Origin of the sequence: Gemella cuniculi DSM 15828, assembly GCF_000425665.1 — a bacterium.
GTDB lineage: Bacteria > Bacillota > Bacilli > Staphylococcales > Gemellaceae > Gemella > Gemella cuniculi.
The window spans coordinates 33,714-57,129 of sequence record NZ_KE384434.1; the positions used below are offsets into that span (position 1 = coordinate 33,714).

Sequence of the window (23,416 nt, forward strand, 5' to 3'; positions counted from 1 at the left end):
TCCTCCTCATACATAATTCCTCCCAACATCATAAATCCCTTACTATTTTTAAATTGTTTCTTCTTGAACTATATTATTAAAACTGGTTAACCATTTAGCTATTTCTAAAAAAGTCTCCCCTTTAACACTATAAAAAATATAGTTTTTGTACTTTCTCTCTTTTATGAGATTAGTTTTTTTTAATACCATCAGATGATATGAAACTTTTGAATTGGATAAACCAAGTTTGTCTACTATTTCCCCTGCTGATATTTCCTTTTTTTGAAGTAAAAATAATATCTCTATCCTTTTTTCATCCGACAACGCTTTAAATTCTTTATAATAATTCATAATTATAATCCTCTTCTAACCTATTTCAATTATTTTCAAAATAATTATACCATTTGAAATGGCATATCATCAATAGCTATTTCAATTTATTTTGAAATTCTTTCCTAGGACTGCTGACATTACATATTTTATTTGATATAATAAAATCATAAATTAACAAATATGCTTAATGCTTGCTATTTAAACCATTCTTTTGTAGCAAGCACAGTAAGTGTACGGACACTTACGGAAAAATTGATGAAGCAACCCTTCGGGAACTGCTTCTTTTTTTATCAATTTTTAGCTTGTTAGGGAGAACCCTAAGACCCCGAAAATCATACAAAGGAGGAAATATCTATGGTAAACAGAATACGAAATGAACGACTTGAAATTAAATTGACCAAAGAAGAAAAGACTCTTTTTGAGGAAAAAAGGAAACTTGCAAAGTGCAGAAATATGAGCCACTTTATCCGCAAATGCGTTTTAGAAAAGGAGATTTATCAGGTGGATTTAGAGCCTTTCCGAGATTTACAAGGATTGCTTTCCAGTGCAACAAATAACATCAATCAGATTGCAAAGCGAGTAAATTCGACAGGTGTAATCTACAAAGAGGACATCGGTGATATAAAAAATGAGATTGAACATTTTTCAAAAGAGCTATGGCAAATACATTCATTGCTACTTAACAGGACTTCCGGAGGTGATTAGTTTTTATGGCTATTACAAAAATACATCCAATAAAATCTACTCTTAATCTTGCTATCGACTACATTGTAAATGGAGATAAAACAGACAAGCAGCTTTTAATCAGTACTCATAAATGCCACGAATCAACTGCCCACACGCAATTTTTAAGGACACGAAATGACGCAGAAACAAAAGGAACCGTTCTTGCAAGACATCTCATTCAATCCTTTTTACCGGGAGAAACAAGTCCTGAAATGGCTCACCAAATCGGTATGGAGCTGTGTAAAAAGATACTCAAAGACGAATACGAATTTGTCTTGTCTACCCACATAGATAAGGGGCATATCCACAATCACATTATCTTTAATAATGTAAATATGGTAACAGGCAGGTGTTACCAGTCTAACAAGAAAAACTACCTCCAAATCCGTTATCAGAGTGATAAATTGTGCAAAGAAAATAACCTATCTGTCATTGACGAATTTTACGAAAGCTATAAGAAAAAATATAAGACTAACGGTAAATCTTGGTATGAAAACGAACAGGCAAAACATGGCACTTCTTGGAAAAACAGGCTTCAATTTGACATTGACAGAATGATAAAACAGTCAAAGGACTGGGACGAATTTTTAAAGAAAATGGCGGATCTCGGCTACCAAATCAAGTATGGCAAACACATTGCTTTTAAGCCAAAAGATAAGGCGAGATTTACAAGGGCTAAAACAATCGGAGAAGATTATACCGAAGAAAGATTAAAAGAACGAATTGCAGAAAGAGAGTTTATCAAGATTCATACCGTCAAAAAACACATCGGCAATGTTATTGACATGAATACCAATGTGAAAGTAAAAGAAAGTAAAGGTTATGAATATTGGGCAACCAAACATAACCTTAATATAATGGCTGAGTCTGTTATTTACATCAGAGAACACGGTATTAAATCCGTCAGGCAGCTTGATGAGTACATCCAAAAAGTAGCCGATGAAAGGCAAAATTTACAGGATAAAATCAAGGTTATTGATAAGGAAATGCTGTTGCTTTCTGCCACTATGGAACAAGTTCATACCGTTAAAAAATACAGGGCATACTACAAGGAATATAAGGCAAATCCGTCTGATAAGTCATTTTTTGAAGAGTACAAAGCTCAGATTACCCTATATGAAAATGCCCTTTCAGAACTCAAAAAATCCTATTCCAAGCTCCCAGATTCAAAGGATATTTTATCTAAACTTGATAAATTACAAGAAAAAAAGAATACCCTCATGCAAGAGTATTCTTCGTCAAAATCTACTATGGACGAACTTTACAAGATACGAAAAAATTATGGAATTTACATGGGTAAGGAGATGGAGCGATAGCCATCTCCTTATTGTTTTTAATGTCTTTCTAGTGCAGCTCCATTTAGCCAGCTCTTTAGAGAAGCATATCTACTACTATCGCCTTGATCTATAACCCAAAACTCATAAGTACTCTTTCCACTTATTTTTTCATATTCTATGTATGGATAAAGACCTAAATATTCAAGACCTTTAAAAGTACTAGATTCTTCCATTACTGGCAGTATACATGATTTTCCATTTAACGTTCCTCAAGGTTAAAATATCCCCATTCAGGCTCAAATCCTAACACAAGTCCAAAGGCATCACCGCTTTCCCTGTCATACTCCGTCATATACCAAGTCCAATTTGAACGGAAAGGTATGAAGTATGCTGCATGAACCTGCTTGTCCGCTAAAACTACATCTTCCTGTGCATAAAGCTCAGGAACTCTTTCAAGCATTTCATCGGTCATTAAATTCTCAGGATCATCTTTAGAATAATATTGTAGCTCTTTTGTTTCTTCTATCTCTGCCTTACTTTCTATTTCTTCAAGATATAGATTTTTAGAAAGTAGCTCATCAACATGCTTTGCAACACTTGACCAAGTAAGAAATACATCTCTGCAATCTCTCTTCTGTAATTTAAGTCCCTTTGCATCGTGCCATTCATCACTTCCCATTGCACCTGACACAGCATGAGAGTGTCCTCCAATTCCATATTCATCTTTTAGGAAATTGGCTTTTTCCTGCAAAGTATGGTTTTCTTTGAAATATTTTGTAATTCGCTCTTTTCCTCTATCAACTCCGCTTCCTCTTGAAATGCTTTCAAGGACTTCATCTTCTGTGATAAAGGACTTTACTTTTGGAAGCTCCATAAGATTGGTGCTATATTCCTTTCTTGGTAGTTCAAGTTCCTGTAATCTCTGATAAAGGCTATCTACCTTGTGATAATGAAACCTTAATACATTTCTGTTTTCTTTGTATCCTTCTAAAAACCTGCTGTATTCTTTGATTGTTTCTTTCAGATATTCAGGATTTTTTAATGCTTCAGATAATCTTTTCGTTTCTTCCGGAAAGCCTCCGCCTCTTTCAAAAGAGCTGAAATATCCTTGCTCTGTTCCTTCTTCGCTTAAATCATGCGTTAGATACCATAAGGATTCTGAAATTCTATCTCTTTCATAGTCCTGTGCTTCTAAAAGCTCTACATTTGTAGCAAACTCACCACTGTCAAGAAGTTCATTTATCCTACTTGCTGCATCACTCCAACTTAAAATTTGCTATCCTCTCTTGCCGATGTTCCATAAGCTAAATGAATACCTTTATCCGAATACCAGGAAGATACTTCTCTTTCATCAATGTAAAAGCCGTTTCCGCCTCTAAAGGTATCTTTGAGGTATTCTCCCAATTCTCCATTACTTTTTCCTTTAGAAAACTCTGCAATAACAGGAAGTCTACTTCCATCGTGATTTCCTCCGTTAATAAGGACGGTATCTATATCATTCTCAGTTAACGGAATAGTAAGACTTATCTGTCCATAAGAATTTTCAGGCAAAGAAAAAGAAGCCTTATCAGCTTCTCTTGTCTCTTTATCCGTATTGTCTTTTAAATCTCCACTACTTCCTTGATAGTCATTTCTTTGAGAGCTGAAATCATTGCCCCATACTGCGGATTGTTCTCGTCCTCTATCTTCCAAGCTGCCATCAGCTTCGGTTTCTCTGCTCTCATAAACTCTATTGCCTGTTTCTGAATATCCATCAGGTGTTTTGTCAACTTCTTCTCCTTGTATAGATCTAAAAGCATCTCGAAGTGGCTCTGCTCCTCGCTCTGTGAAAGGTAATTCAGCCTCATCACTGCGTAGGTCGGATTCGGATATTCCCTTATAAAGTCTGTCTGTTTCTCCAAGTTGTTTAGCGTATTCTCCCTGATTTTCTCTATTATCTCGTCCGTACTCTCCATTTCGGAGAACTCTCCCGCTTTCATTTCTTTCCTGATTATCTCGTCGAAATACATTTTCTTCTACCTCCTCTAGTTCTTCTTTAATCTTATTATATCCCGCTTCTTTTTCTCTTAAAACTTCTTTTTGAAGCTCAAGCTCTTTGCTTTTTTGAATGGTTTCATCAATAATCTTTCCACTAATATCCGATACGGTTTCACCTAAGCTCATAATGGAAATGCTATCAAGCATTGCAAAGTTTTCCTTTAGAAGCTCATTATCCATAGGATAATCTAACTTAAATCTTGAAGCTACCGCATAGCTCACTGAATCCCTCACAAACTTAGTAAAGGATATTCTATCATCATCAGCTATTCTAAGCTCATTCATAAGACTATCTATCTTTTCATCACCGTAAAGCCTGCTTAAAGAAAATATATTTTCTAAGGTGCTTTCACTTTCTTCATAGCCTTCACTTTTTATCATTTCCTCTAAGACATCTTGATGGGCTTCTTTATCAAATCTCCAAAGATTTACCTCGTTGACATCCCTGTTTTTTGAAACCGTCTGACCTATATCAAAGATATAGTCAACCTTCTTGTATGTGCCGTAGTCCTCTAAAATTGGAATCCCTTTCTGACCTCGCATAACCGTTCGGTTAAAGCGTTCCCTCCAGTAGCCGAACTTGGCACAAGCTGTCGCTTTAGGATTTTTATCATAGATACTTAACTGACTTCTAAAGTCGTATCTTTGATTGTTTCCGACAACTTTTAGGAGCTTCAGATATTCTGCTTCGTTATGCAAAACATCTTGTTTTATTAGCTCCAAAATGTTATGAAAATCATTGATTCGCATATTTCCTCCTTCTTTTTTTCAAATAAAAAAGGCAGTTAGATTTTACTCTAATCACCTTTTACACATTATATTTATTAAATTTTATTCGTTTGTTTCTTCCACAATATCTATATATTCTTTTAATTTTCGTTGCAACAAATTCTTATCTATCAATTTTAATCTATATTCAGACACCATTGTAGGTGAAAGGCTCCTACTTAACGCAAATTCTACTACCTCATCATCTTTTGAAGCACAAAGGATTACTCCTACACTTGGATTTTCAGTTTGTTTCTTCACTTCTCTGTCCAACGCTTCCAAATACAGGTTCATTTTACCAACATATTCTGGCTTAAACTCTCCAATTTTGAGTTCAAAAGCAACCAAACAAGATAATCCTCTATGATAGAATAACAAATCTATATAGTAATCATGATTTCCAACCTGCACCCTGTACTCATTCCCTATAAAGGAAAAATCTTTCCCAATTTCTAAAATAAAATTCTTCAGATTCTCAAGAATTGACTTCTGAAAGTCTCTTTCATTCCCTATTTTCGGAGCATCAAGAAATTCCAATACATAGCTATCCATAAATAGATTATGTGTTTCTTGTTTTGCTCTTTGTATAGCAGGTGAGTTTCCCTCATTTGAGAGCATATAGCGTTCATAGTAGCCACTATCCATCTGTCTTTCCAATTCACGCTTTGAATATCTTTCTTTTACTGCCAATTCAATATAAAATCTTCTCTCTTCTTGACTTTTAGAAGCTGACATTATTTTCAAGTGATTAGTCCAGCTCAATTGTGTCACCAGTGGTGACACTTTTTCATCATCTTTGTATAGCTCATAGAATTGCTTCATTCTGTAAAGACCTCTGCGATTAAATCCCTTTAATTCAGGATAGTTAGTCGCAAAAAATTCTGCTACATTATCAACAAATCCGGAGCCATAAGCTGCCTCTTTAGTTTTGTAGCTAATATATTTCCCCACCTCTTGATACATTAAGATCAGCTCTTCATTAACTTTTCTATATGCACGCTCTTTTGCGTTTTCTACAATCATAACAATCTCTTCAAATGGATTGTTGTTTTTCTCTGTGTTTATATTTTGCAAAGAAGTATTTTCCTTATCCATAAGTTCCTCCTATCGATATCTGACATCTATAATTTATTTCCTGCCCTGTATAGTATTCTCTATAAAAGTCTTTGAATTTACAATTTGTATTTTCCCTTCAGCTACAACAAAAGTAACATAGTCCCCATTTTCTAAATTCAAAAGTTCTCTAATCCTCTTTGGAACGGTAACCTGCCCCTTGGACATAACTTTTGCAGTATCCATAAATATATCTTTCATACTTGATTCCTTTCGCCCTACTTTTCCTACAAGAAATTATAACACTTTTAGAGGATTTTTTCCACTCTGACATTAGTGCATGCTTATTTGCGATATGCCAAAACCGCTTCTTTTATCTCATTTTCAATCGCATCTAAAAATTCTTTCTTAGAAGATTTACCCTGAGCAATATCCGATAATTCCATTTCCCACTTTGCTGTCGTTTCTGCCGACTTAAAGGTATCTGATACAATCGTTACAAGGCTAATTCCTTTATGTGTTGCTACAAGATTTTTCTTATCTCTTTCTACAAATCCCTTAAAGATTAGATTTTCAATAATTCCTGCCCTTGTTGCCGGAGTTCCAAGACCTTTTCTTTCCACGCATGCACCTTTTTCTAAGGCATCATTTCCTGCAATCTCCATAGACTTAAGAAGAGTATCTTCAGTAAAGTGTTTCGGAGGCTTAGTAAATTTCTCTTTAATCTTTTTATTTTCAATTCTTAAAACATCGCCAACGCTTACATCAGGAAGCTCCATGTCCTCATCTTTTTTCGCCTTGTATTCTTTAAGGTATTTTGTAAAGCCTTCGTCTACAATAACCTTTCCTGAGCTTGCAAATTCAAATCCATCAAATGAAGATACAATTTTCGTTGTGTTTTCCACTAAAGGATAGCCCACACTTGCGTGGAATTGATTGGATATAAGGAAATAGACTTTTTCTTCGCTTAGAGGAAGCTTAGAAACATCTTCTTTTAAGGAACTGATTGTCGGAATAATCGCATGATGATCCGTAACCTTTTTAGAGTTAAATACCTTCTTTATACGCCCTGTATCAAAGTCATTTTTTCCTAAAATATTATTGATGCTACTTGTAATCATATCTTCGGTAAGGCATCTGCTGTCTGTTCTCGGATAAGTAATCAGTTTCTTTTCGTAAAGACTTTGAGCATAATCAAGTGTCTGCTTGACTGAGTATCCGAAATACTTATTGCACTCTCTTTGAAGTGTTGTCAGGTCAAACGGCAAGTCAGGTTTTGTAATCTTTTCTTTTTGAATGACATCAGTTATTTCAATCGTTTCTCCGATTAAATTAAGTAGTTGTTCAGCAGCAACTTCATCGTCAATTCTGTCTGTTGAAAGTGTAAATCCATTTGTAGATAGCTCTACTGTATAATATTTTTCTTTCTTGAAGTTTGTTATTTCATCATCTCTTTTTACAATCATGGCAAGAATAGGTGTTTGAACTCTGCCAACTGAATAATTTTGCTTATACAGGCAAGAATAGAGCCTGCTGATATTCATTCCGACAAGCCAATCAGCGATTGCTCTTGCCTGTGCCGATTCAAAGAGATTATCGTAATCTTTTCCGTCTTTTAGGTTGTCGAAACCCTCTTTAATGGCACTATCTTCCATAGATGAAATCCATAGACGCTGCATTTTCTTTTTACATTTAGCTTCGTTATATACCAGTCTAAAAATGCTTTCTCCTTCTCTTCCTGCATCGCAAGCATTGATAACCGTATCAATCTCTTTATCGTTCATCAGCTTTTTAAGGATAGCAAACTGTTTCTTTGTTGATTTTGCCACTTCATACTTATATTCTTCCGGAATAATCGGTAAATCACCCATATTCCACTTTGTATATTTTTCATCATAAGCGTCAGGATTTGCCATCTGAATTAAGTGTCCAATGCACCATGATACTTTGTAGCTGTTTCCTTCATAATATCCGTCTTTTTTATTTTTCGCTCCGATAACCTTGGCGATAGATATAGCTACGCTCGGTTTTTCTGCTATCACAAGTTTATATTCCATATATATTTTTCCCTCCTGCTTTCAATAAAAAAGAGCGAAAGATGTTACTCTCCCGCCCTGTGGCTTGCCCCAAAATCATATGTTTTTAGGTGCATTTATTCTTCATCATAGGCTTCTGTTTCTTCTGCTTTTCCTATTTCTTCCTCACTTCCTGCTTTAGAAAAGAAATCATCTTCTTCCTCTAATGATTCAAGCTCTTTATCTTCTTTCCTTTTCACAATCTTAAAATAGTATCCTGCTCCCAATGCTCCGCCTATAACAAGAAACAGAATAATGTATGTTCCTAAATTACTTTTTTCTTCTTTTTTCTCAGTTTTCGCCCCTTCTTTAAAAGTCTCTTCTTTAATTATTTTCTGAGGTTGTTCTTTCTTTTCCACCATATTTAAAAGATCATCTTCAGAAACCTCTGTTAGAAGCATTACATTCTCACCCTCCTCATTATGGTTAATAATTAAATGAAAAGTCTTACCGTTTTTAGTCTGAAAAGTAATGAACTGCCTTGCATCAGCTGAATACTTATCTTTTTCTTTACTATTCTTATCATTGTTATGATGAATTGGATAGTCCTTATTTGCATTATCCTTATTTTCCGTAACAGTTCCTCTTGCTTTTGAAGGAGTGGAAGCTACCCCCTTATTGGTATTTACAGTCTTACTTGCAGCGTCCATAGATGAGTCCTGACTGTTATTATTAGCAGGAGCTTTCGGTGTCAACTTATTGGGATAACGGACTTCCTTTTCTTTTTCCTTTGCTTCCGTTTTGCTTGTATCCTTTGTTGTTTTCCCTGAACTTACTGTATCAGATGAACCTTTACCGGTACTGCTTACAGAAGTCTGTGGTATTTGAGATGGAATATCTGAGCTTGTCTTAATTCCTGAAATAGGACTAATCGCTGTAACTGACTGTGATGTTACAGGAGCTTTATTGATTTCAGTCGCTTTTTTCTCAAGCTCTTTAACCTTTTCCGTCAGTTTATCCATTTCCTTTTTCATATCTTCTGATAAGTTCTTATTTTCCTTCTCTTTTTTTGCTTTCTCTTTAAGACTTTCAACTTCATTTTCAAGGTCTTTGATTTTTTCTTTCTGCTTATCGCTTAATTTATCTTTATTCTTGATTTCGCCATTCAATTTATCAAGTTTATCCTGAAGCTCCTTAGCCTCTTTTTCCATTTTGGAAATATCGTCTTTAGAAAGCTCCGTCTGTGTGCCTTTTTCTTCAGTCTTTTGAGTTTCTGTCTGCGTGGCTTCGTCCTGCTTCGGCTTTTCTTCTTCCGTCTGCGTCTCCTTATCCTTAACTTCTATCTTTGCTACCTTACGGATAATTTCATCATTTCCATCACCCTTAACTTCATAAAATAGAAATTCATCAATGAACTTCATATCATCAGGGAGCATTGGAAGATTGCCACTATCAAGAAGCTGTCCTTTTTCAGCCTTAATCTTTTCCTCCTTAAATACCTTTTCATCTTCAAAGATGTATTTTACATTCACTTCTACTTCCGTTTGGACAGCCTTATCACTTGTCGGAATATCCATTGTTCTTTGCTCCTGAGCATACACAACTGTCCAAAGAGCAAAGAGACAGCTTAAGCTTACAAGTAGTGCAAGTGCTGCCGACCAAAACTTCTTATTCTTTTTCAAACTGGTTTTCATTTGTCTTCTCCTTTTTCATTTCAGCTTTTTGTTTACTTACCTTTGCCATCAAATCACCAATTGTGATGTTGTTCTTTCTGCAAATTGCTACGATTTCCTCATTTTCGAGTTCTTCCTTACGAATAAATAAAGGCTCCAATTCTTCATCAATCAGAGCCTTTTTATCCTTTAACTTCCTTATTCTGTTTTTAATTGCTGTTAGTTCTCGTTTCACATTGTTACCTCCTTATCTATTTACATTTAGCGGAAAACCGAAACCTACCGGATGATGCTGACAAAAAGTTGCTATCCAATCATCTAAGGTAGTTACTCTTATGCGACCGATATTATCAATCACTTTTCCGTCTCCGATATAGATACCTACGTGACCATAGGTACGCCCTGCTTCGCCACCACTGCTACTACTTTCAACCGCTACAAGCATTCCCACTTTTAGCTTTGACCTGTCTGATGTAAAGGTATAGTTTCGATACATATCATTGGCGTTTCCTCCTATATATCCAAGTCCCGCATTTTGATAAACCTGTGATACCCACATGGCACACCAGCCTGCACCCGGAGATGGCGTAATGTATGCAGCATTTACGATCTTCTTTTGTACTTCCGTAGATGCCTCATACTCTTTCCCGCCACCTACACCGCCATTTGAACTAATAAGGTCAGTATTACCAAAAGCTTCTCCCATATTTCCTTGTGCAAGGAATAAGGCTTCATAGTGCTTTAAGTTATCGGAATAGTCTGCAAAGACTTCCCTTATAATGCTGTCCATTTCCCTTTTATAAAGCGTTACAACGAGCTTTTTATACTCGTATGGTTCTTCGTGGCTTTCAGTATATTCATTTCCATCTTCGTCAGTATAGGTTTCCGTAACCGTCCTGTATCTGATTTCAATTTCTTCCCTATACTCAAGGTCATACATGGACTTGAATAATTCTTTTAATATGGAGTTTACTTCTGATACATTCTTTACCTCTCCGCACCTTGATGTAATGTAGGATAAAAGTTCATGGACATTATGACCGATGTACTCTGTGTTATTTAAGATGTATTCATCATATCCAGGATAGTTCTTTTCAACATGATTAACCTCATTTTGAAGCTCACTCTCCATATCAGAAAACTTCTGATTGATTTCACTTAGAACATTTGGCTTTGATAAATAGCTTGTTGTAAGGACAGAGCTTGTGGAGTTCATAAACCCTGTCATACCTGTTCCTGCAAAGTTAATCACAAAAGTTCCTAAGATAATAATACCTACGAAGATAAGCATAAATCCTTTGGCTTTTCGGATAATCATATCCTTTGAGCTTTTCAACGTTCCGATAAGTCCCTCTTTAATCCGATCTCTAAGCCTTGACTTATTCTCACGATGAATTGCAGCCTTCACCTGCTTTTTCTTTTGAAACCTTTTATAAACATTTGCTCTTTTATACTCATCTGTCTTTTTTAGCTCCTCTTTAGCATCACGAAATTCAAGTTTTGATTTACGATTTCTGATTTTATAGTCCTTTTTCGTAAGGTCATAACCTTTCTTCGCTTTTTTCCTATCGGAGTAATTCTTTATGCCATGAATGAGTTTTGAGCTTGTATCTGCTGTTTTTTCGCCTGCCTCTACGCCTTGATTTTCATCACTTCCATGAGATAAGTAATCTCTTACGGTTTCACTTCCTTTAGCAAGTCCTGAAAGGGCAGATACCTTTACCATATCTTTTTTTAGTTTTTTCTTTTGGTCTTTTGATAGGCTGCTATGAACTTTTTCGCTGACAACATCTTTTCCCGCCTTTTTATCTTCAGTCTTATTGTCCTTTGGTACATCGTCCTTTTTCCTTGTATAAAGGCTTTCAGAATAGTTCTTCCTCTTGTACTTATTCTTTTGAGCCTTATGATTTTTAGAGGAATTTTCTAACGATTTTTCTTTATGCGAAAGGTTATCCTCTACATCGTAGGTTGACTCAAAATAGTCGCTGTCTCTGAAGTCATTATCGTATCTGTCTATAATCCCATCATTATCAAGGTCTTTTCCTAAAGGATCATAGATTTTACCGTTCTTTACCTCAGTATCATAGTCAACTTTACCTGTTTCATTTATACTCACCTTATCTGAAGCTTTATACCTTGCATTTCTTTTGGAAGTCTCTCCAACCGGTTCACTGTCAGAAATCATTTTGCTTGTTTTCTCATACACCTTATCTTGAAATCTGTCTTTGTCATGGACAATTTTCCCTCTGTAATCATCGTTATGCTTTAGCTTACTTTCTTCATGTATGGAGCTTGCTTCAGCTTTTAGCATCTCTCTTTCAAGACTTGCCTTATGCCTTTCTCTAAAATCCTTTTTCAGCTTCCTATCCATAAGCTACCTCACTTCTTCAGGCTTGGTAGTCATCTTCTGATAAAGAATCGTATCTTTCGGAAACTTATCAAGGAAAGGCACAATGGTATTTCCAAAGAAAAGTAGTCCCTCACCCTCGTTGGAATTAGTAACATATCTGAGCTGTGGAAGTGAGATTTTAAGTTTTCTTGCAAGTATCTCTCTATCTCCTGAAGCCTGATTAAGCATTAAGACAAAGTCCGTATTATCAAAGATATTTTCAATTTCCTTACTCATAAGTAGATCTTTGACATTTTGCGTGATACCTGTCGGGATACCTCCCCATTTTCTAAAACGCTTCCAAATTTCTACCGAATATGAAGCTGTCTGCTCATCTTTTAAAAGTAAATGAAACTCGTCAATATAGTATCTTGTAGCCTTGTTTCCTCTGTTTTGCGATACCTTGTTCCATACCTGATCCTGAATAACAAGCATTCCATTTTCTTTAACTGACTTCCAAGCTCTTTAATATCAAAGCAAAGCAGCTTCTTATTTAAGTCCACATTTGACCTGTGATTAAATACATTAAGAGAACCCGATACATAGATTTCCATCTCTGTTGCCAGCTTCTTACCGACCTTTTCTTCCTGCCCTTTTAACATATCGTATAGATCCCCCAGTATCGGCATATTCTCAGGCGTGGGATTTTCAAAATACTTTTCATAGATTTTAGGAAGGCACCTATCTATAACGGATTTTTCTTCTGCCGTAAGTCCGCTGCCGCCAACTACAAGCTCAAGCATACTCATGATGAAGTTTGCCTTGTCTTTAAGCGGTGCATCCCCATCACCATAGTTCATGTTAATATCAAGGGGATTTAAGTAGTCTTTTGACTTACTGCTGACTTTAATGACTTCTCCCTTAAACTGCCTTACAAGGTTTCCATACTCGCCCTCCGGATCGCAGATAATCACATCATCATCTGTTACAAGAATCGCATTTGCCATTTCACGCTTTGCAGAAAATGATTTACCGCTACCCGGTGTTCCGAGAATTAGCCCGTTCGGATTTTTTAGTTTCTTTCTGTCTGCCATAATAAGGTTATGACTTAAAGCATTTAGTCCATAGTAAAGACTGTTACTTGAATTGATGAAAAGCTCCTCTGTGGTAAAGGGTATAAAGACTGCTGTTGATGAACTTGTCAGTCCTCTATCTATTTCAATCTTATTTACCCCAAGAGGCAGCACGCTCACTAAGCCTTGCTCCTGCGTATGATCAAGTCTTTTTATCTTACAGTTATGCTTATTTGCAATGGAGCTTATCTGGGAGGTAGTGTTATCGAGCTTTTGCAGCGTCCTTGCAAAGTTCATAAAGATAATCGTTACAACAAACATCCTCTCATCTCTTGTCTGCAAGTCTTTTAAGAGGCTTTTTACATCTTCCCCATAGGTAATTAAATCCGATGGAAGAATATCCATGTCATAGCCTGACCTTACCGCCTTTTTGTTTTCTTCAATTCGCATCTTATCAATATCAGTATTTTTTCGTTTTACCATCTTGATGGCTTCCGATTGGTCGATTGCCTTGATATGAAAGGAAATATTGATATTGTCATCAATATCCAAAAACTCGGCAAGCATACGATCTGAAAGCTCACTGGCAAGAATTTGAAAATGGCTGACTGATCCGATAAATTTTCCAAACTTAAAGTATCTTGACGGTGTAAAATTGAACTCAGCCGGCACGATGTATGTCTTGGTACTCTCTCTTTTCTTTAAGTCCTTATATGAAAATTCAAAGGTCTTATTAGGATTTAATATATCGTGAAGTATCTTTAGCCTTTCTTCTCCGTTAAGGCTTTCCGCTCTTACGCCCATGCTTTTAAGACTCGACAATATATCTATCTCCAGTCTTTCAAGTTTTGAAATAGCCTGTTCTAAATTATCCGCTTCCACTGTAAATGTTACATACTTTGATTTTTTCAGTCCGTTATTTCCTTTTACAATCTGACTTTTAAGCATCTCCCTAAACTCAAGGCGTATATCGTCAAAGCCGTCTTTTTTATCCGGTATCTGAATTGCCGATTTCATTTCTTCGTTTCTTCCGAGCTGATTGATGTAGGAAAACTGAATCGCTATGCTTGGATCAAAGGAATTTAGAAAGTTCGCAAACTGATTAAAAATCAAATCTCTATCTTCATCTAAAGCAAGCTGATAGTTAATGTCCTGAAAGGCTATGCTTTTACTGAAGTGCTTTTCATCAAGCTGGCATATCCCGCTTTTTAAAAGTCTAAGATATGGAATGGTATCTTCTACCGTATAGCGTTTTTGCTCTTTCCTAAAGATAAGATCAAGTAATCCTCCCTTATCTTTTAAGGGCTTCGTCTTACTTTTCTTTAAGTCCTGCTTTTGACTTCTTAATGCCTTTTTGTTTTCTTCTAACTTTAGCTGCTGAATTTTTCTTTTCTTGTTCAAGGTAAACCTCCTTTCTCACTCTCTTTTGTGGCTGATAAAACTTATGAAGATAGATATGCTTAAAATATTTCTCAAATGCCAGTCCGTCCTTTTCAAAGAGAGTGATGAAAAATATAGGAAGTGTTGACACAATAAGAAATATGACAGCTATATCATTCGGCACAATTTTTCGCATAAATAAATAGACCGGTATTCCAACAAGTCCTGCAATGGTAAATCCTATGAGCTGCCTTTTCGTTAAGTTAAAAGCTACTTTTGTCTTTACCTTCTTTAAGTCTTTTGGGATTGGTACATACGCCATAGCTTACCTCCCATCCTCTTTTTCCTTTGACAGCTCCTCAAAGTGTTCATATATAGATCCAATTTCATCCTGAATAATTGCAAGCTGTTCATCTGTGCTTTTATTGTATCTTTCCTGCATTAAGCAAAAATCATTATGGCATCGACCGATGTCCTGTGTTCTTTCTTCCAAGTCATTCACCTTGTTTAAAAGTCTGATTCTGTCAATCACTGCTATAATCCCTGCTCCAATTCCTGCTCCTGTAAATACTGTTTTTCTTCTGTTCATACTATCCTTCCTTTCTTTTAGTGTGCATTTAATACGCTTTTGGCCAGTGTTCCGCTCTTTAGCATCATTAACCCCAGCAAAACCGCATATCCAAGTATCGTCATGGTACTTGTGTGTATATCTGTTATCTGTATTGTCTTAACTAATACTGCGTATATTCCAAGACAAACCATTAAAAAGAGTCCTTGTAGTCCAAGTGCAAACAGTCCCTTGATGTAATTCGTACCGATTTGTCCCCATTCTTTGTTTCCCATTGTGGCAAACGGAATAGCTGAAACCGATGAGTAAACATAAATCTCAAACATTCTTCCGTAAACCACAAGCATGATTACAACGGAGATTACCTGTATAACAACCTTGATGAGGGAAGTTTCAAAGAGAATCACGACAAGCTCCCCCAGTCCTTTATCTTTTAGAGAATCAACCATTGCCACTATCTGATCTCCGGAAACGGTGGCAGAGGTGTTTATCACCCCTGCCGCCTTATTTACCATGTGTTGTGCCACATCAAATACCGCCATTGAAAACTCAAAGGCATGAGATACTAACCATACAGCAATCCACATCTTGATGATGTACTTGAAAAATTCAAAGGTGTCTGTATCGTGCATATTGTTCTTCTGCATTACCACGTTGATAAGCTCGATACAAAGAACTGCTGTGATAATTAGCCCTGCTATGGGAATGATTACGGAATCGTTAATGCTTTTGATAAAGGCAAATACATCTCCGTTCCACCCCATAGGAGTTTTTCCTACATCTGTTGCAACTGCACCAACTTTATCGTTGATATCAAGAAACATGGACTCTAAGTTTGCTTGGATACCACCCAGTAGAAGCTCCTTAAAGAATTCTTCTATCTTGTCGAATATTCCAAACATCTAAGCTCTCCTTTTCTTCTTACTTGAGTAAATTAGCAAGAAGTGGAATAAGCTTAAGTCCGATAAGGACAATGCCTCCGCCCGCCATTAGCTGCTTAATACCTTGAGACTTTGCACCAGGGTTGTCATTACCATATCCTTCCATCAGGTTGATAACGCCCCATGCTCCAAGTCCTGCTCCTACTGCCATAACCAAAATTTTTAATACATTTACCGCCTGTGTAAAAAATTCCATAATTTATTCCTCCTCACTTTCTTCTTTCTTTTCAATCTTGTTATATGACTTCACTACAAAGTTTTTGTAAGTCTTTCCCTCTTTTTCACGCTTCTTAAAGTAACCGAATATATGAATCAAATCACCTTTTTCAAAGTCCTTTGCTTTCTCTACTTTTTCTCCATAGGCTGCACAGTTAATGTACTCCTTGCCTTTTCCGTACTTTTTTACAAGCGTAAAGTTTGCAACTTCCACTTCCTCGCCCTCTTTTTCAAAACTTGAAAAAATCGGCTCTGCCAATAAGTTAGCGTTGATGTTAATCATTTCCTGCTTCATTTAAAATTTCTCCTTTTTCCATCTTCATCTTCAATAAAAAAGCGACCGGAATTATTACTTTTCCAATCGCTGATGCTCTTACTATTTATTTTTTTCTTTAAGTGGGACTTCTTATCCTTATCATTTTGCCTCCTGATTTTGATATGAAAAAAGCAGTAAATCTATTTTTTTAGACTTACTGCATTCTTGTAACAACCGTATCCCTATTCAGTTTTGCTTTTCCTTTTCGCTTCATGTAGCTTTCTATGTCAAATAAATTCTTCTTGTCATAATCTTCAAGAAGCTTATAGTTCTTATGCTTTGTAATATCGAATTTATCCGATAGAAAAGGTCTAACGCCTCTAAGTTGAAAAATACATTTACTGCCATCCATAACCGTTATCTCATCTTGGCTCATCAGCTCCTTGCCTGTCTTTTGATAGTTAAACCCGAAAGACTTTTGATTGCTTCTTGTTTCTGATGTGTTATACAGGTCTATGGTTTCTTTACCAAGCGTTTCGGATAGCTCCTTAAGTGTGGTCTTTTCCTTTCCGCCAAGAAATAGGGTACTATCACAGTTGCCTACAATGGTATCGGCATTATCCTTATATATCGCTTTTAGCTGAGATTGTGCCTGAAGGATTATACTCGCTGATATTTCTCTGGAACGGATTGTAGCAATGAGCTTTTCAAACTTTGGAATTAAGCCGATATTTGCAAACTCATCAAGTAGGCATCTTACATGAACAGGTAATCTTCCTCCATACACATCGTCAGCCTTATCACATAGCAGGTTAAATAACTGTGAGTACATAATAGATACCACAAAGTTAAAAGTATCATCTGTATCAGAGATAATAACAAATAAGGCTGTCTTTCTATCTCCGAGGGTATCAAGCTCAAGTTCATCTTCTTTCATAAGCTCCCGTAGTTCCTGAATATCAAAGGGAGCAAGCCTTGCACCACAAGATATAAGAATAGATTTCGCTGTTTTGCCGGCAGCCAATTTGTACTTTTTATATTGCTTGACTGCAAAGTGTGTAGGTTCTTTCTTTTCCAATGCTTCAAATAACCTATCAATGGGATTCATATAGGTTTCATCATCTTCTCTAACTTCTGAAGCATCTATCATATCAAGTAGAGTTGCAAAGTTCTTTTCTTCTCTTGGAGCTTCATAGAAAATGTAGCCTATAAGGGCTGTGTAGTAGAGTTTTTCGGCTTTCACCCAAAAATCCTCACCTGCTTTTTCTCCCTCTCCCTTGGTGTTTGCGATGATTGTCTGTACCAATTTGAGTATATCTTTTTCACTTCTAAGGTAAGCGAATGGATTGTACTTCATGCTCTTTTTGAAGTTGATGGTATTTAGAATTTTTATCTCATATCCGTTATCTTCAAGCATCTTACCGCACTCAAGGACTATCGTTCCTTTCGGATCGGTTACGCAATAGCTGCTGTGCATTTGCATGAGGTTAGGTTTTACATAAAACCTTGTTTTTCCACTTCCTGATCCACCTATGACAAGAACATTTTTGTTACGAGCATATTTAGGATTAGCCGGTCTGCCATTCATGGTTAATCGTTCTGTTTGAGTAAGCAATATATTGTTTTGAAACTTTTCGTCCATATATGGCTCTATATCTTTTCTCGTTCCCCATCTTGCTGATCCATACTCTTTCCCCTGTCGGAACTTTTTTGCGTTTTTCCCTTTGGTATAGACAATGAATTTAATTAAAGCCGCTACTCCTACTCCTATTAGAATGTCAGCCACATGAATACTTGGAAGAAAGCTCATCGTGTTAATCTCCAATATCCCTTGAAAGATTTTGTCTATTATATCGCCACCCACATAGCTTCTTACATGATGAGAAAAGATATTGCCCACATATAAAAATGCAAGATAGGGAATGTTCTGTTTTAGAAACTTTGCCTTATTTTGCACTTTGAATAAGCCTTTGATGTCTTTTAGTATCTTATCCATCATAAGCATCATCACCCCCTATCAAAAGTAAAAGAAAATGCCTGCCTTTAGGTGTTACAAAGGTTTGAATACCTACTGCATCATTATCGTTTCTACACCATTCCTTAATTTCAAAATATCCCTTGTTGTTCTTGGCGTAAGGAAGGAGCCTGTTTTTCTTATCCCTGTAAATAAGCTCCTTATCTATTAGAAACTGAATGAACACTTTCTGCGGAATATGAAGCTCCTTTGCTGTATTTCTGAAATTAGTAAGCAAGTTATTATCCATCAGTTCATCGAAATACTCGGCTTTCGGTTCTAAATCCCCAATCACCTTCTCCTTTTCTGCAATGAGATTATTGGCAAGAAGCACCGCATTAGCAAGTATCTCTTCTTTTGATAAATTCTCTTGATTTTTGATATATCCGCCGTTTTTGCGAATGCTCGGAAGCACATCTTTTGTAACCCAACGCTTAAACTCTTTCGCCTGTGGCAGCTTGGAAGAGAGGATAAGAGAATATACTCCTGACTCATTGATTAAGGTTACTTCCCTCATTTGACCTGCGTACCCGATTTGGGAACGCAGCTTATCTTCTTCATCTACATGAACCATAACCACTTTTCTATAATTGCTGTAACCAAGCAATTCTGCGATTTCATTTCCAATAAAGAAAAACTCACCGTCTTTTTCAATTACAGTGAGTTTCCCGAATTTCATATTTTCAAATGTTCTTAAATTACTCATAAGCTCTGCTCCTTTTGCTTATTCTTAACTTTGTCTTTAGTGATAGTGTCTTTTGCCATCTCCTTGAATTTCTCAATATTCTTATGGATAGATTCTTTCCTTTCCGTTTTCTTTTCTGATTCTGAAAGAGCGTACTTAAAGGCTTTGTCCATGACTTTCATATCTTTAGCCTGAAAGAATACCGAGTGTTTACCTGTCTCCTTATCTTTCATTACCGAAAACTTAACACCGTATCTGTTCAGCTCTTTTTTAGTTCCTTAAGCTCTGCTTCTTCAACCGGAATTTCTTCAAGCTGTCCTTTTTTTACCATATTTTTTAGCTTTACTTCATTGCCTTCAGCTTTAACTAATTTTCCTAAACTTCCATATTGCTTTGATTGTTGATGTAATTTATTGATATGATTTAGTATCTCTTGATATGTTGCCTTTAAGACATTAACTTCAATATTAACTACTCTATTAGAAATTTCTTCATTTATCATCAGTAACCTCCTTCCCTCATATCATAACTAACAAGGGCTGTATAATAAGCATCCATATTACTTGGTGCATTATATGCTGCTGTTAAAATAAATGCTCTAACATTTCTTATTTTAGCTTCATTCTCTGATAAAGCATTTACAAGATACTCCATGTGTGATGAATCTAAACTTCTAAATCTCTCTTGAACTATATATGCGGGTAACTTTGTTTGATTGATAGTAACTGTATCATCTGCATTTAATATCATTACATCAGCTAAAACTCTAATAATTTCATCATATGTTCGTGCAATAATCTTATTTCCTAACTCCATATGTTCATTATATCCTGTACTTTCTCTAAGTTCTTCTAAACAGGATTGATATGATTTTATTTTTTTATTACCTCCCTCCAATCCGCCCATCATATACAAATCTTTATGTTCATGGATGGGTAGGTGGGAGGAACTCTCTGAAGAAATCTTTGATGAATTATTTGTAGTAATCTCTGGTAATGGTTCATGCAAGCTGCCATAATGCATTGGTAGATTTTCATCAAATGCATCGGTGCTATATGCGTCATTGCATTGGTGCATTTTGCACTCTTCCATTAGTGCATTTTGCCCTAATGCATTGTGCATAGTATTTCGACTTTCTTTCTCTAAAATTTTTCTTTCATGCTCCAGCTTTTTCTTGTTCAGCTCAAGATATAATTCTTCTAATTTTTCATCATTTATCGTGTACCATTTTGTTTTATCTCTTGGATCTTTATTATAGTTTCCTATCAAAAGATACCCCGCCTTTTCGAGCTTAGCAAAAGTTCTTTTTACTGTATCAACACTCATATAGTCGAAGTCTTTTTCTTGCCATGCTCTTATAGAATTGTATGTCCAATATTTCTCGTCATGATAGTTTTTACCGGACTTCTTATTTATCTCAATCCAATAGTTGATCTGTTGCAATACTAAGGCTTCATTTAACCCTAATGCTCTTGCCAATGTTTTATTTGCGATAATAGGTTGTTCATCAAATAAATACATATTCACATCATCTTCCTCCTTTCTTTTTTGATTTTTGGCATGAAAAAAGGTGATAGTATTTTATCTATCACCTCATTAGTTTCTTTATATTTCTTTCAATCTATCTCTTGCAAATTCAATATATGCTGTAGCCCATAATGCTATTTTAGGTAGTCCATAAGGACTTATCAAAAATGCTATTATCAGTACCTGAATAAAGGTCATTATGTCTTTTTGTATAAGTGCTGCAATCGAACCTAATGCCACTAAGAATGATAATATTCCTAAAATCATTCCGCTAACACTGATTATGAATTTTAGAAAAGAAATTAGTATTGATAGAAGTAATATTATTGGAAACAAAATTATCTTTAATATCCACCTCATATAATACATCTCCTTTCTCTTAAATCATTTTGAAGTGTTTTAAAGCATCCATGATAGCTTCTTCTTTCTCAGGTGTACACTGTGGAATAACTTGTTTTTCCTTTTTTGACTTATTATAATGCTCCCTCAATTTAATTCCGCATTTCTTTTTTATCTGAGCAATATATAGTGTTGAAACTTTTAAACCAAATTTTTCTAATATATATGTCTTAATTTGAGCATATGTTGCCTTACTCTCCGCACTTGTCAAATCCAGCTCATCCAGCTCTATTTCAACATTTATATGCTTATCGACATTAAGTTTGGACAAAAGTGCTACCGTCTCAACATGATATGTCCCTGGAAACATATCTACTGGTTGAACTTCATTTAGTTTATAACCTAATGTTCGCATAACTTCCATATCACGTGCCAAAGTAGCTGGATTACAGCTTACGTAAACTATCTTATTTATATTCATCTCTGCCAAATCTCGCAAGAAACTTTCTTCACATCCTTTTCGTGGTGGATCAACTATTACTGCATCAATTTTCTCATTTTTTGTTATTAAACTTTTTATAACTTCTTCACTTTTTCCCAATAAAAACTCTACATTTTCCACATTATTTCTTTTCGCATTTTCTTTAGCGTCTTTTATTGCCGCTTCTACTATTTCTATACCATATACTTTTTTCACTCTTTGTGCTGCAAAAAGACTAATCGTTCCAATCCCGCAATATGCATCAATTATTATATCTTCTTTTCTTAGATCCGCTAGTTCTAATGCTTTATTATAAAGAACTTCCGTTTGAACAGGGTTCACTTGATAAAAAGAACGTAATGAGATTTTAAATTTTATCCCATCTAACGTATCCGTTATGTAATCTTCTCCGTAGAGTTTTTCAGTTTGATCTCCAAAAATTACATTAGTCTTTTTATTATTAATATTCAACATTATACTTACTATTCTATTATCAAGACATGATATTTTTTTGATGAATTCATCTATATTAGAAATCCTATCATTAACAATCAGTCCAACCATAATTTCTGTTTTAGTAGAGTTTGTTCTAAACATAATATGTCTTAGCGAACCTGTGTGTTTTTTTTCATCATAAATTGATAAATTTAGGTCTTCTATTACCTTACGAATATCATTCATCAGCTTATTGTGTTCATCATATTGTATAAAACACTTTTCTATATTTATCACATCATGAGAACGTGGTTTATAATATCCCAATCTTACTTCATTGTTATATTTTTGAACAGGTATTACTGATTTATTACGATAATGATAGCTATTTTTCATACCTAATGTATCCAATACTTTTACATTATCTTTTCCTAAAGTTTTATTCATAATATTTTGAACTTTTTTAGTTTTAAATCTAAGCTGTTCTTCATAATTCATATGAACAAGATTTGCTCCAGATGTTTTAGAAATTCCTTCTACTCTTTTGGTAGAAAACTCTAGTATATTCAAAACTTTTCCATACCCAAGATTTTTTTTCATCTTAATTATTTTAAATTCAATTATCTCATCCTCAATAACATCTTCAATAAATATTGGGAAGTTATCAATCTTAACAATTCCAAGTCCATCATGAGTATAATCAATGACACGTCCTATAAATATATCATTTTTTTCCATACAATAACCTTTCTTAATAAAATAAGAGGATAGTAATAGGAAATATTTTTCCTCCTACTATTCTCCTACTTTTATATTTTATATATTAAAATTTATTATTTCCAATTAAAGGAATTTTGAATTTACATACTAACTCCTATTACTTTCACAGAATTTATAAATTCAAGATTTTTTATTCTTGTATTCAACTTTTCTATATTTGTATGTTCTGAGTCTACTTCTAATGAAATAATAATTGTCGCTCGTGAATTTATTGGTACTGTTTGATGAATAGTCAATACACTACATTTTTCTTCATTAACAACTGCTAGTATTTTCCCAAGAATTCCTGGAATATCATCAACATCAATAGACAATGATAAAATTGATTGTGTTTTTACATCCTGAATCGGAAATATTGTATCTTTATACTTATAAAAAGCACTTCTACTTAAGTCAAATCTTTTTGATGCTTCTAAAATTGATAATTTTGGATCAGCCTCTAATGCCTTTTTCATAATTAAAGTTTTTTTCACGGCTTCAGGCAAAACATCTTCCCTAATTATATAATATACTTTTTCTTTATCCATAATT

Annotated in this window: 25 protein-coding genes and 1 pseudogene; 2 read left to right on the top strand and 24 right to left on the bottom strand. The window is 35.2% G+C overall.

The features are described 5' to 3' along the window. Positions 1 to 48 precede the first annotated feature (48 nt). Entirely contained in the window at positions 49 to 330 is a 282-nt protein-coding gene (locus H612_RS0108145; RefSeq protein WP_027130988.1) for an ArsR/SmtB family transcription factor, read from the bottom strand. 336 nt (positions 331 to 666) lie between these two features. Here H612_RS0108145 and H612_RS0108150 point away from each other — a divergent pair, with 336 nt between their 5' ends. After that, positions 667 to 1,017, top strand: a complete 351-nt coding sequence (locus tag H612_RS0108150) for a plasmid mobilization protein (RefSeq protein ID WP_027130989.1) — start codon at positions 667 to 669, stop codon at positions 1,015 to 1,017. A gap of 5 nt (positions 1,018 to 1,022) precedes the next feature. Continuing rightward, on the top strand, positions 1,023 to 2,354 hold the full coding sequence (locus H612_RS0108155) for a relaxase/mobilization nuclease domain-containing protein (RefSeq protein WP_027130990.1): 1,332 nt from the start codon (positions 1,023 to 1,025) through the stop codon (positions 2,352 to 2,354). A gap of 17 nt (positions 2,355 to 2,371) precedes the next feature. Here the strand turns inward: H612_RS0108155 and H612_RS10015 are convergent, their stop codons facing one another. From H612_RS10015 to H612_RS0108265, 23 genes and pseudogenes are all read right to left on the bottom strand, one after another. Continuing rightward, a complete protein-coding gene (locus tag H612_RS10015) occupies positions 2,372 to 2,548 on the bottom strand; it encodes a hypothetical protein (protein ID WP_211223609.1) in 177 nt (58 codons plus the stop codon). Positions 2,549 to 2,574: 26 nt separating this feature from the next. After that, a complete protein-coding gene (locus H612_RS10545) occupies positions 2,575 to 3,189 on the bottom strand; it encodes a hypothetical protein (RefSeq protein WP_027130991.1) in 615 nt (204 codons plus the stop codon). A 392-nt stretch (positions 3,190 to 3,581) separates the two neighbouring features. Further along, on the bottom strand, positions 3,582 to 5,102 hold the full coding sequence (locus H612_RS10550) for a hypothetical protein (RefSeq protein ID WP_027130992.1): 1,521 nt from the start codon (positions 5,100 to 5,102) through the stop codon (positions 3,582 to 3,584). Between the two features lie 81 nt (positions 5,103 to 5,183). Continuing rightward, entirely contained in the window at positions 5,184 to 6,215 is a 1,032-nt protein-coding gene (locus H612_RS0108175; RefSeq protein WP_027130993.1) for a PDDEXK nuclease domain-containing protein, read from the bottom strand. Between the two features lie 33 nt (positions 6,216 to 6,248). After that, positions 6,249 to 6,434, bottom strand: a complete 186-nt coding sequence (locus H612_RS0108180; RefSeq protein WP_027130994.1) for an AbrB/MazE/SpoVT family DNA-binding domain-containing protein — start codon at positions 6,432 to 6,434, stop codon at positions 6,249 to 6,251. Positions 6,435 to 6,517: 83 nt separating this feature from the next. Then, positions 6,518 to 8,230 carry a DNA topoisomerase 3 gene (locus tag H612_RS0108185; RefSeq protein ID WP_027130995.1) on the bottom strand — a complete coding sequence of 571 codons (1,713 nt, stop codon included), beginning with the start codon at positions 8,228 to 8,230 and terminating at the stop codon, positions 6,518 to 6,520. A 95-nt stretch (positions 8,231 to 8,325) separates the two neighbouring features. After that, complete coding sequence (locus H612_RS0108190; protein WP_027130996.1) at positions 8,326 to 9,882, bottom strand: CD1107 family mobile element protein; 1,557 nt, start codon at positions 9,880 to 9,882, stop codon at positions 8,326 to 8,328. Then, positions 9,857 to 10,096 (bottom strand): conjugal transfer protein, encoded by a 240-nt coding sequence (locus H612_RS0108195; protein ID WP_027130997.1) that lies wholly within the window; start codon positions 10,094 to 10,096, stop codon positions 9,857 to 9,859. Before H612_RS0108195 ends, H612_RS0108190 begins: the two co-directional genes overlap by 26 nt. A gap of 12 nt (positions 10,097 to 10,108) precedes the next feature. Further along, positions 10,109 to 12,232: a CHAP domain-containing protein gene (locus tag H612_RS0108200; RefSeq protein WP_027130998.1), complete on the bottom strand. Its 2,124-nt coding sequence runs from the start codon at positions 12,230 to 12,232 to the stop codon at positions 10,109 to 10,111. A gap of 3 nt (positions 12,233 to 12,235) precedes the next feature. Next, the gene (locus H612_RS10555; RefSeq protein ID WP_004820010.1) at positions 12,236 to 12,487 is read right to left on the bottom strand and encodes a hypothetical protein; all 252 of its coding nucleotides are present in this window, start codon (positions 12,485 to 12,487) and stop codon (positions 12,236 to 12,238) included. A gap of 101 nt (positions 12,488 to 12,588) precedes the next feature. Further along, positions 12,589 to 14,664 (bottom strand): VirB4-like conjugal transfer ATPase, CD1110 family, encoded by a 2,076-nt coding sequence (locus tag H612_RS09400; protein ID WP_425402107.1) that lies wholly within the window; start codon positions 14,662 to 14,664, stop codon positions 12,589 to 12,591. Then, entirely contained in the window at positions 14,576 to 14,965 is a 390-nt protein-coding gene (locus tag H612_RS0108210; protein WP_027130999.1) for a PrgI family protein, read from the bottom strand. The genes H612_RS09400 and H612_RS0108210 overlap by 89 nt, the downstream gene beginning before the upstream one ends. Positions 14,966 to 14,968: 3 nt before the next feature. Then, the gene (locus H612_RS0108215) at positions 14,969 to 15,232 is read right to left on the bottom strand and encodes a hypothetical protein (RefSeq protein ID WP_027131000.1); all 264 of its coding nucleotides are present in this window, start codon (positions 15,230 to 15,232) and stop codon (positions 14,969 to 14,971) included. A gap of 17 nt (positions 15,233 to 15,249) precedes the next feature. After that, a complete protein-coding gene (locus tag H612_RS0108220) occupies positions 15,250 to 16,113 on the bottom strand; it encodes a VirB6/TrbL-like conjugal transfer protein, CD1112 family (protein ID WP_027131001.1) in 864 nt (287 codons plus the stop codon). A gap of 19 nt (positions 16,114 to 16,132) precedes the next feature. Beyond that, positions 16,133 to 16,348, bottom strand: coding sequence for a Maff2 family mobile element protein (locus H612_RS0108225; protein WP_027131002.1), 216 nt, complete (start codon positions 16,346 to 16,348; stop codon positions 16,133 to 16,135). Positions 16,349 to 16,351: 3 nt separating this feature from the next. Beyond that, complete coding sequence (locus H612_RS0108230; RefSeq protein ID WP_027131003.1) at positions 16,352 to 16,663, bottom strand: single-stranded DNA-binding protein; 312 nt, start codon at positions 16,661 to 16,663, stop codon at positions 16,352 to 16,354. A 175-nt stretch (positions 16,664 to 16,838) separates the two neighbouring features. Next, complete coding sequence (locus H612_RS0108235; RefSeq protein ID WP_027131004.1) at positions 16,839 to 18,623, bottom strand: VirD4-like conjugal transfer protein, CD1115 family; 1,785 nt, start codon at positions 18,621 to 18,623, stop codon at positions 16,839 to 16,841. Beyond that, positions 18,613 to 19,344 (bottom strand): BRO family protein, encoded by a 732-nt coding sequence (locus tag H612_RS0108240; RefSeq protein ID WP_027131005.1) that lies wholly within the window; start codon positions 19,342 to 19,344, stop codon positions 18,613 to 18,615. The genes H612_RS0108235 and H612_RS0108240 overlap by 11 nt, the downstream gene beginning before the upstream one ends. Further along, positions 19,341 to 19,825, bottom strand: a pseudogene (locus tag H612_RS09405) (PcfB family protein). Before H612_RS09405 ends, H612_RS0108240 begins: the two are co-directional and overlap by 4 nt. After that, complete coding sequence (locus H612_RS0108250; protein WP_425402108.1) at positions 19,825 to 20,844, bottom strand: DUF6017 domain-containing protein; 1,020 nt, start codon at positions 20,842 to 20,844, stop codon at positions 19,825 to 19,827. Before H612_RS0108250 ends, H612_RS09405 begins: the two are co-directional and overlap by 1 nt. A gap of 84 nt (positions 20,845 to 20,928) precedes the next feature. Next, positions 20,929 to 21,210: a CD1845 family protein gene (locus tag H612_RS0108255; RefSeq protein ID WP_027131007.1), complete on the bottom strand. Its 282-nt coding sequence runs from the start codon at positions 21,208 to 21,210 to the stop codon at positions 20,929 to 20,931. Positions 21,211 to 21,229: 19 nt separating this feature from the next. Beyond that, the gene (rlmD, locus tag H612_RS0108260) at positions 21,230 to 22,843 is read right to left on the bottom strand and encodes a 23S rRNA (uracil(1939)-C(5))-methyltransferase RlmD (RefSeq protein WP_027131008.1); all 1,614 of its coding nucleotides are present in this window, start codon (positions 22,841 to 22,843) and stop codon (positions 21,230 to 21,232) included. Positions 22,844 to 22,965: 122 nt separating this feature from the next. Then, positions 22,966 to 23,412 (bottom strand): ACT domain-containing protein, encoded by a 447-nt coding sequence (locus tag H612_RS0108265; protein ID WP_035500532.1) that lies wholly within the window; start codon positions 23,410 to 23,412, stop codon positions 22,966 to 22,968. Positions 23,413 to 23,416 lie beyond the last annotated feature (4 nt).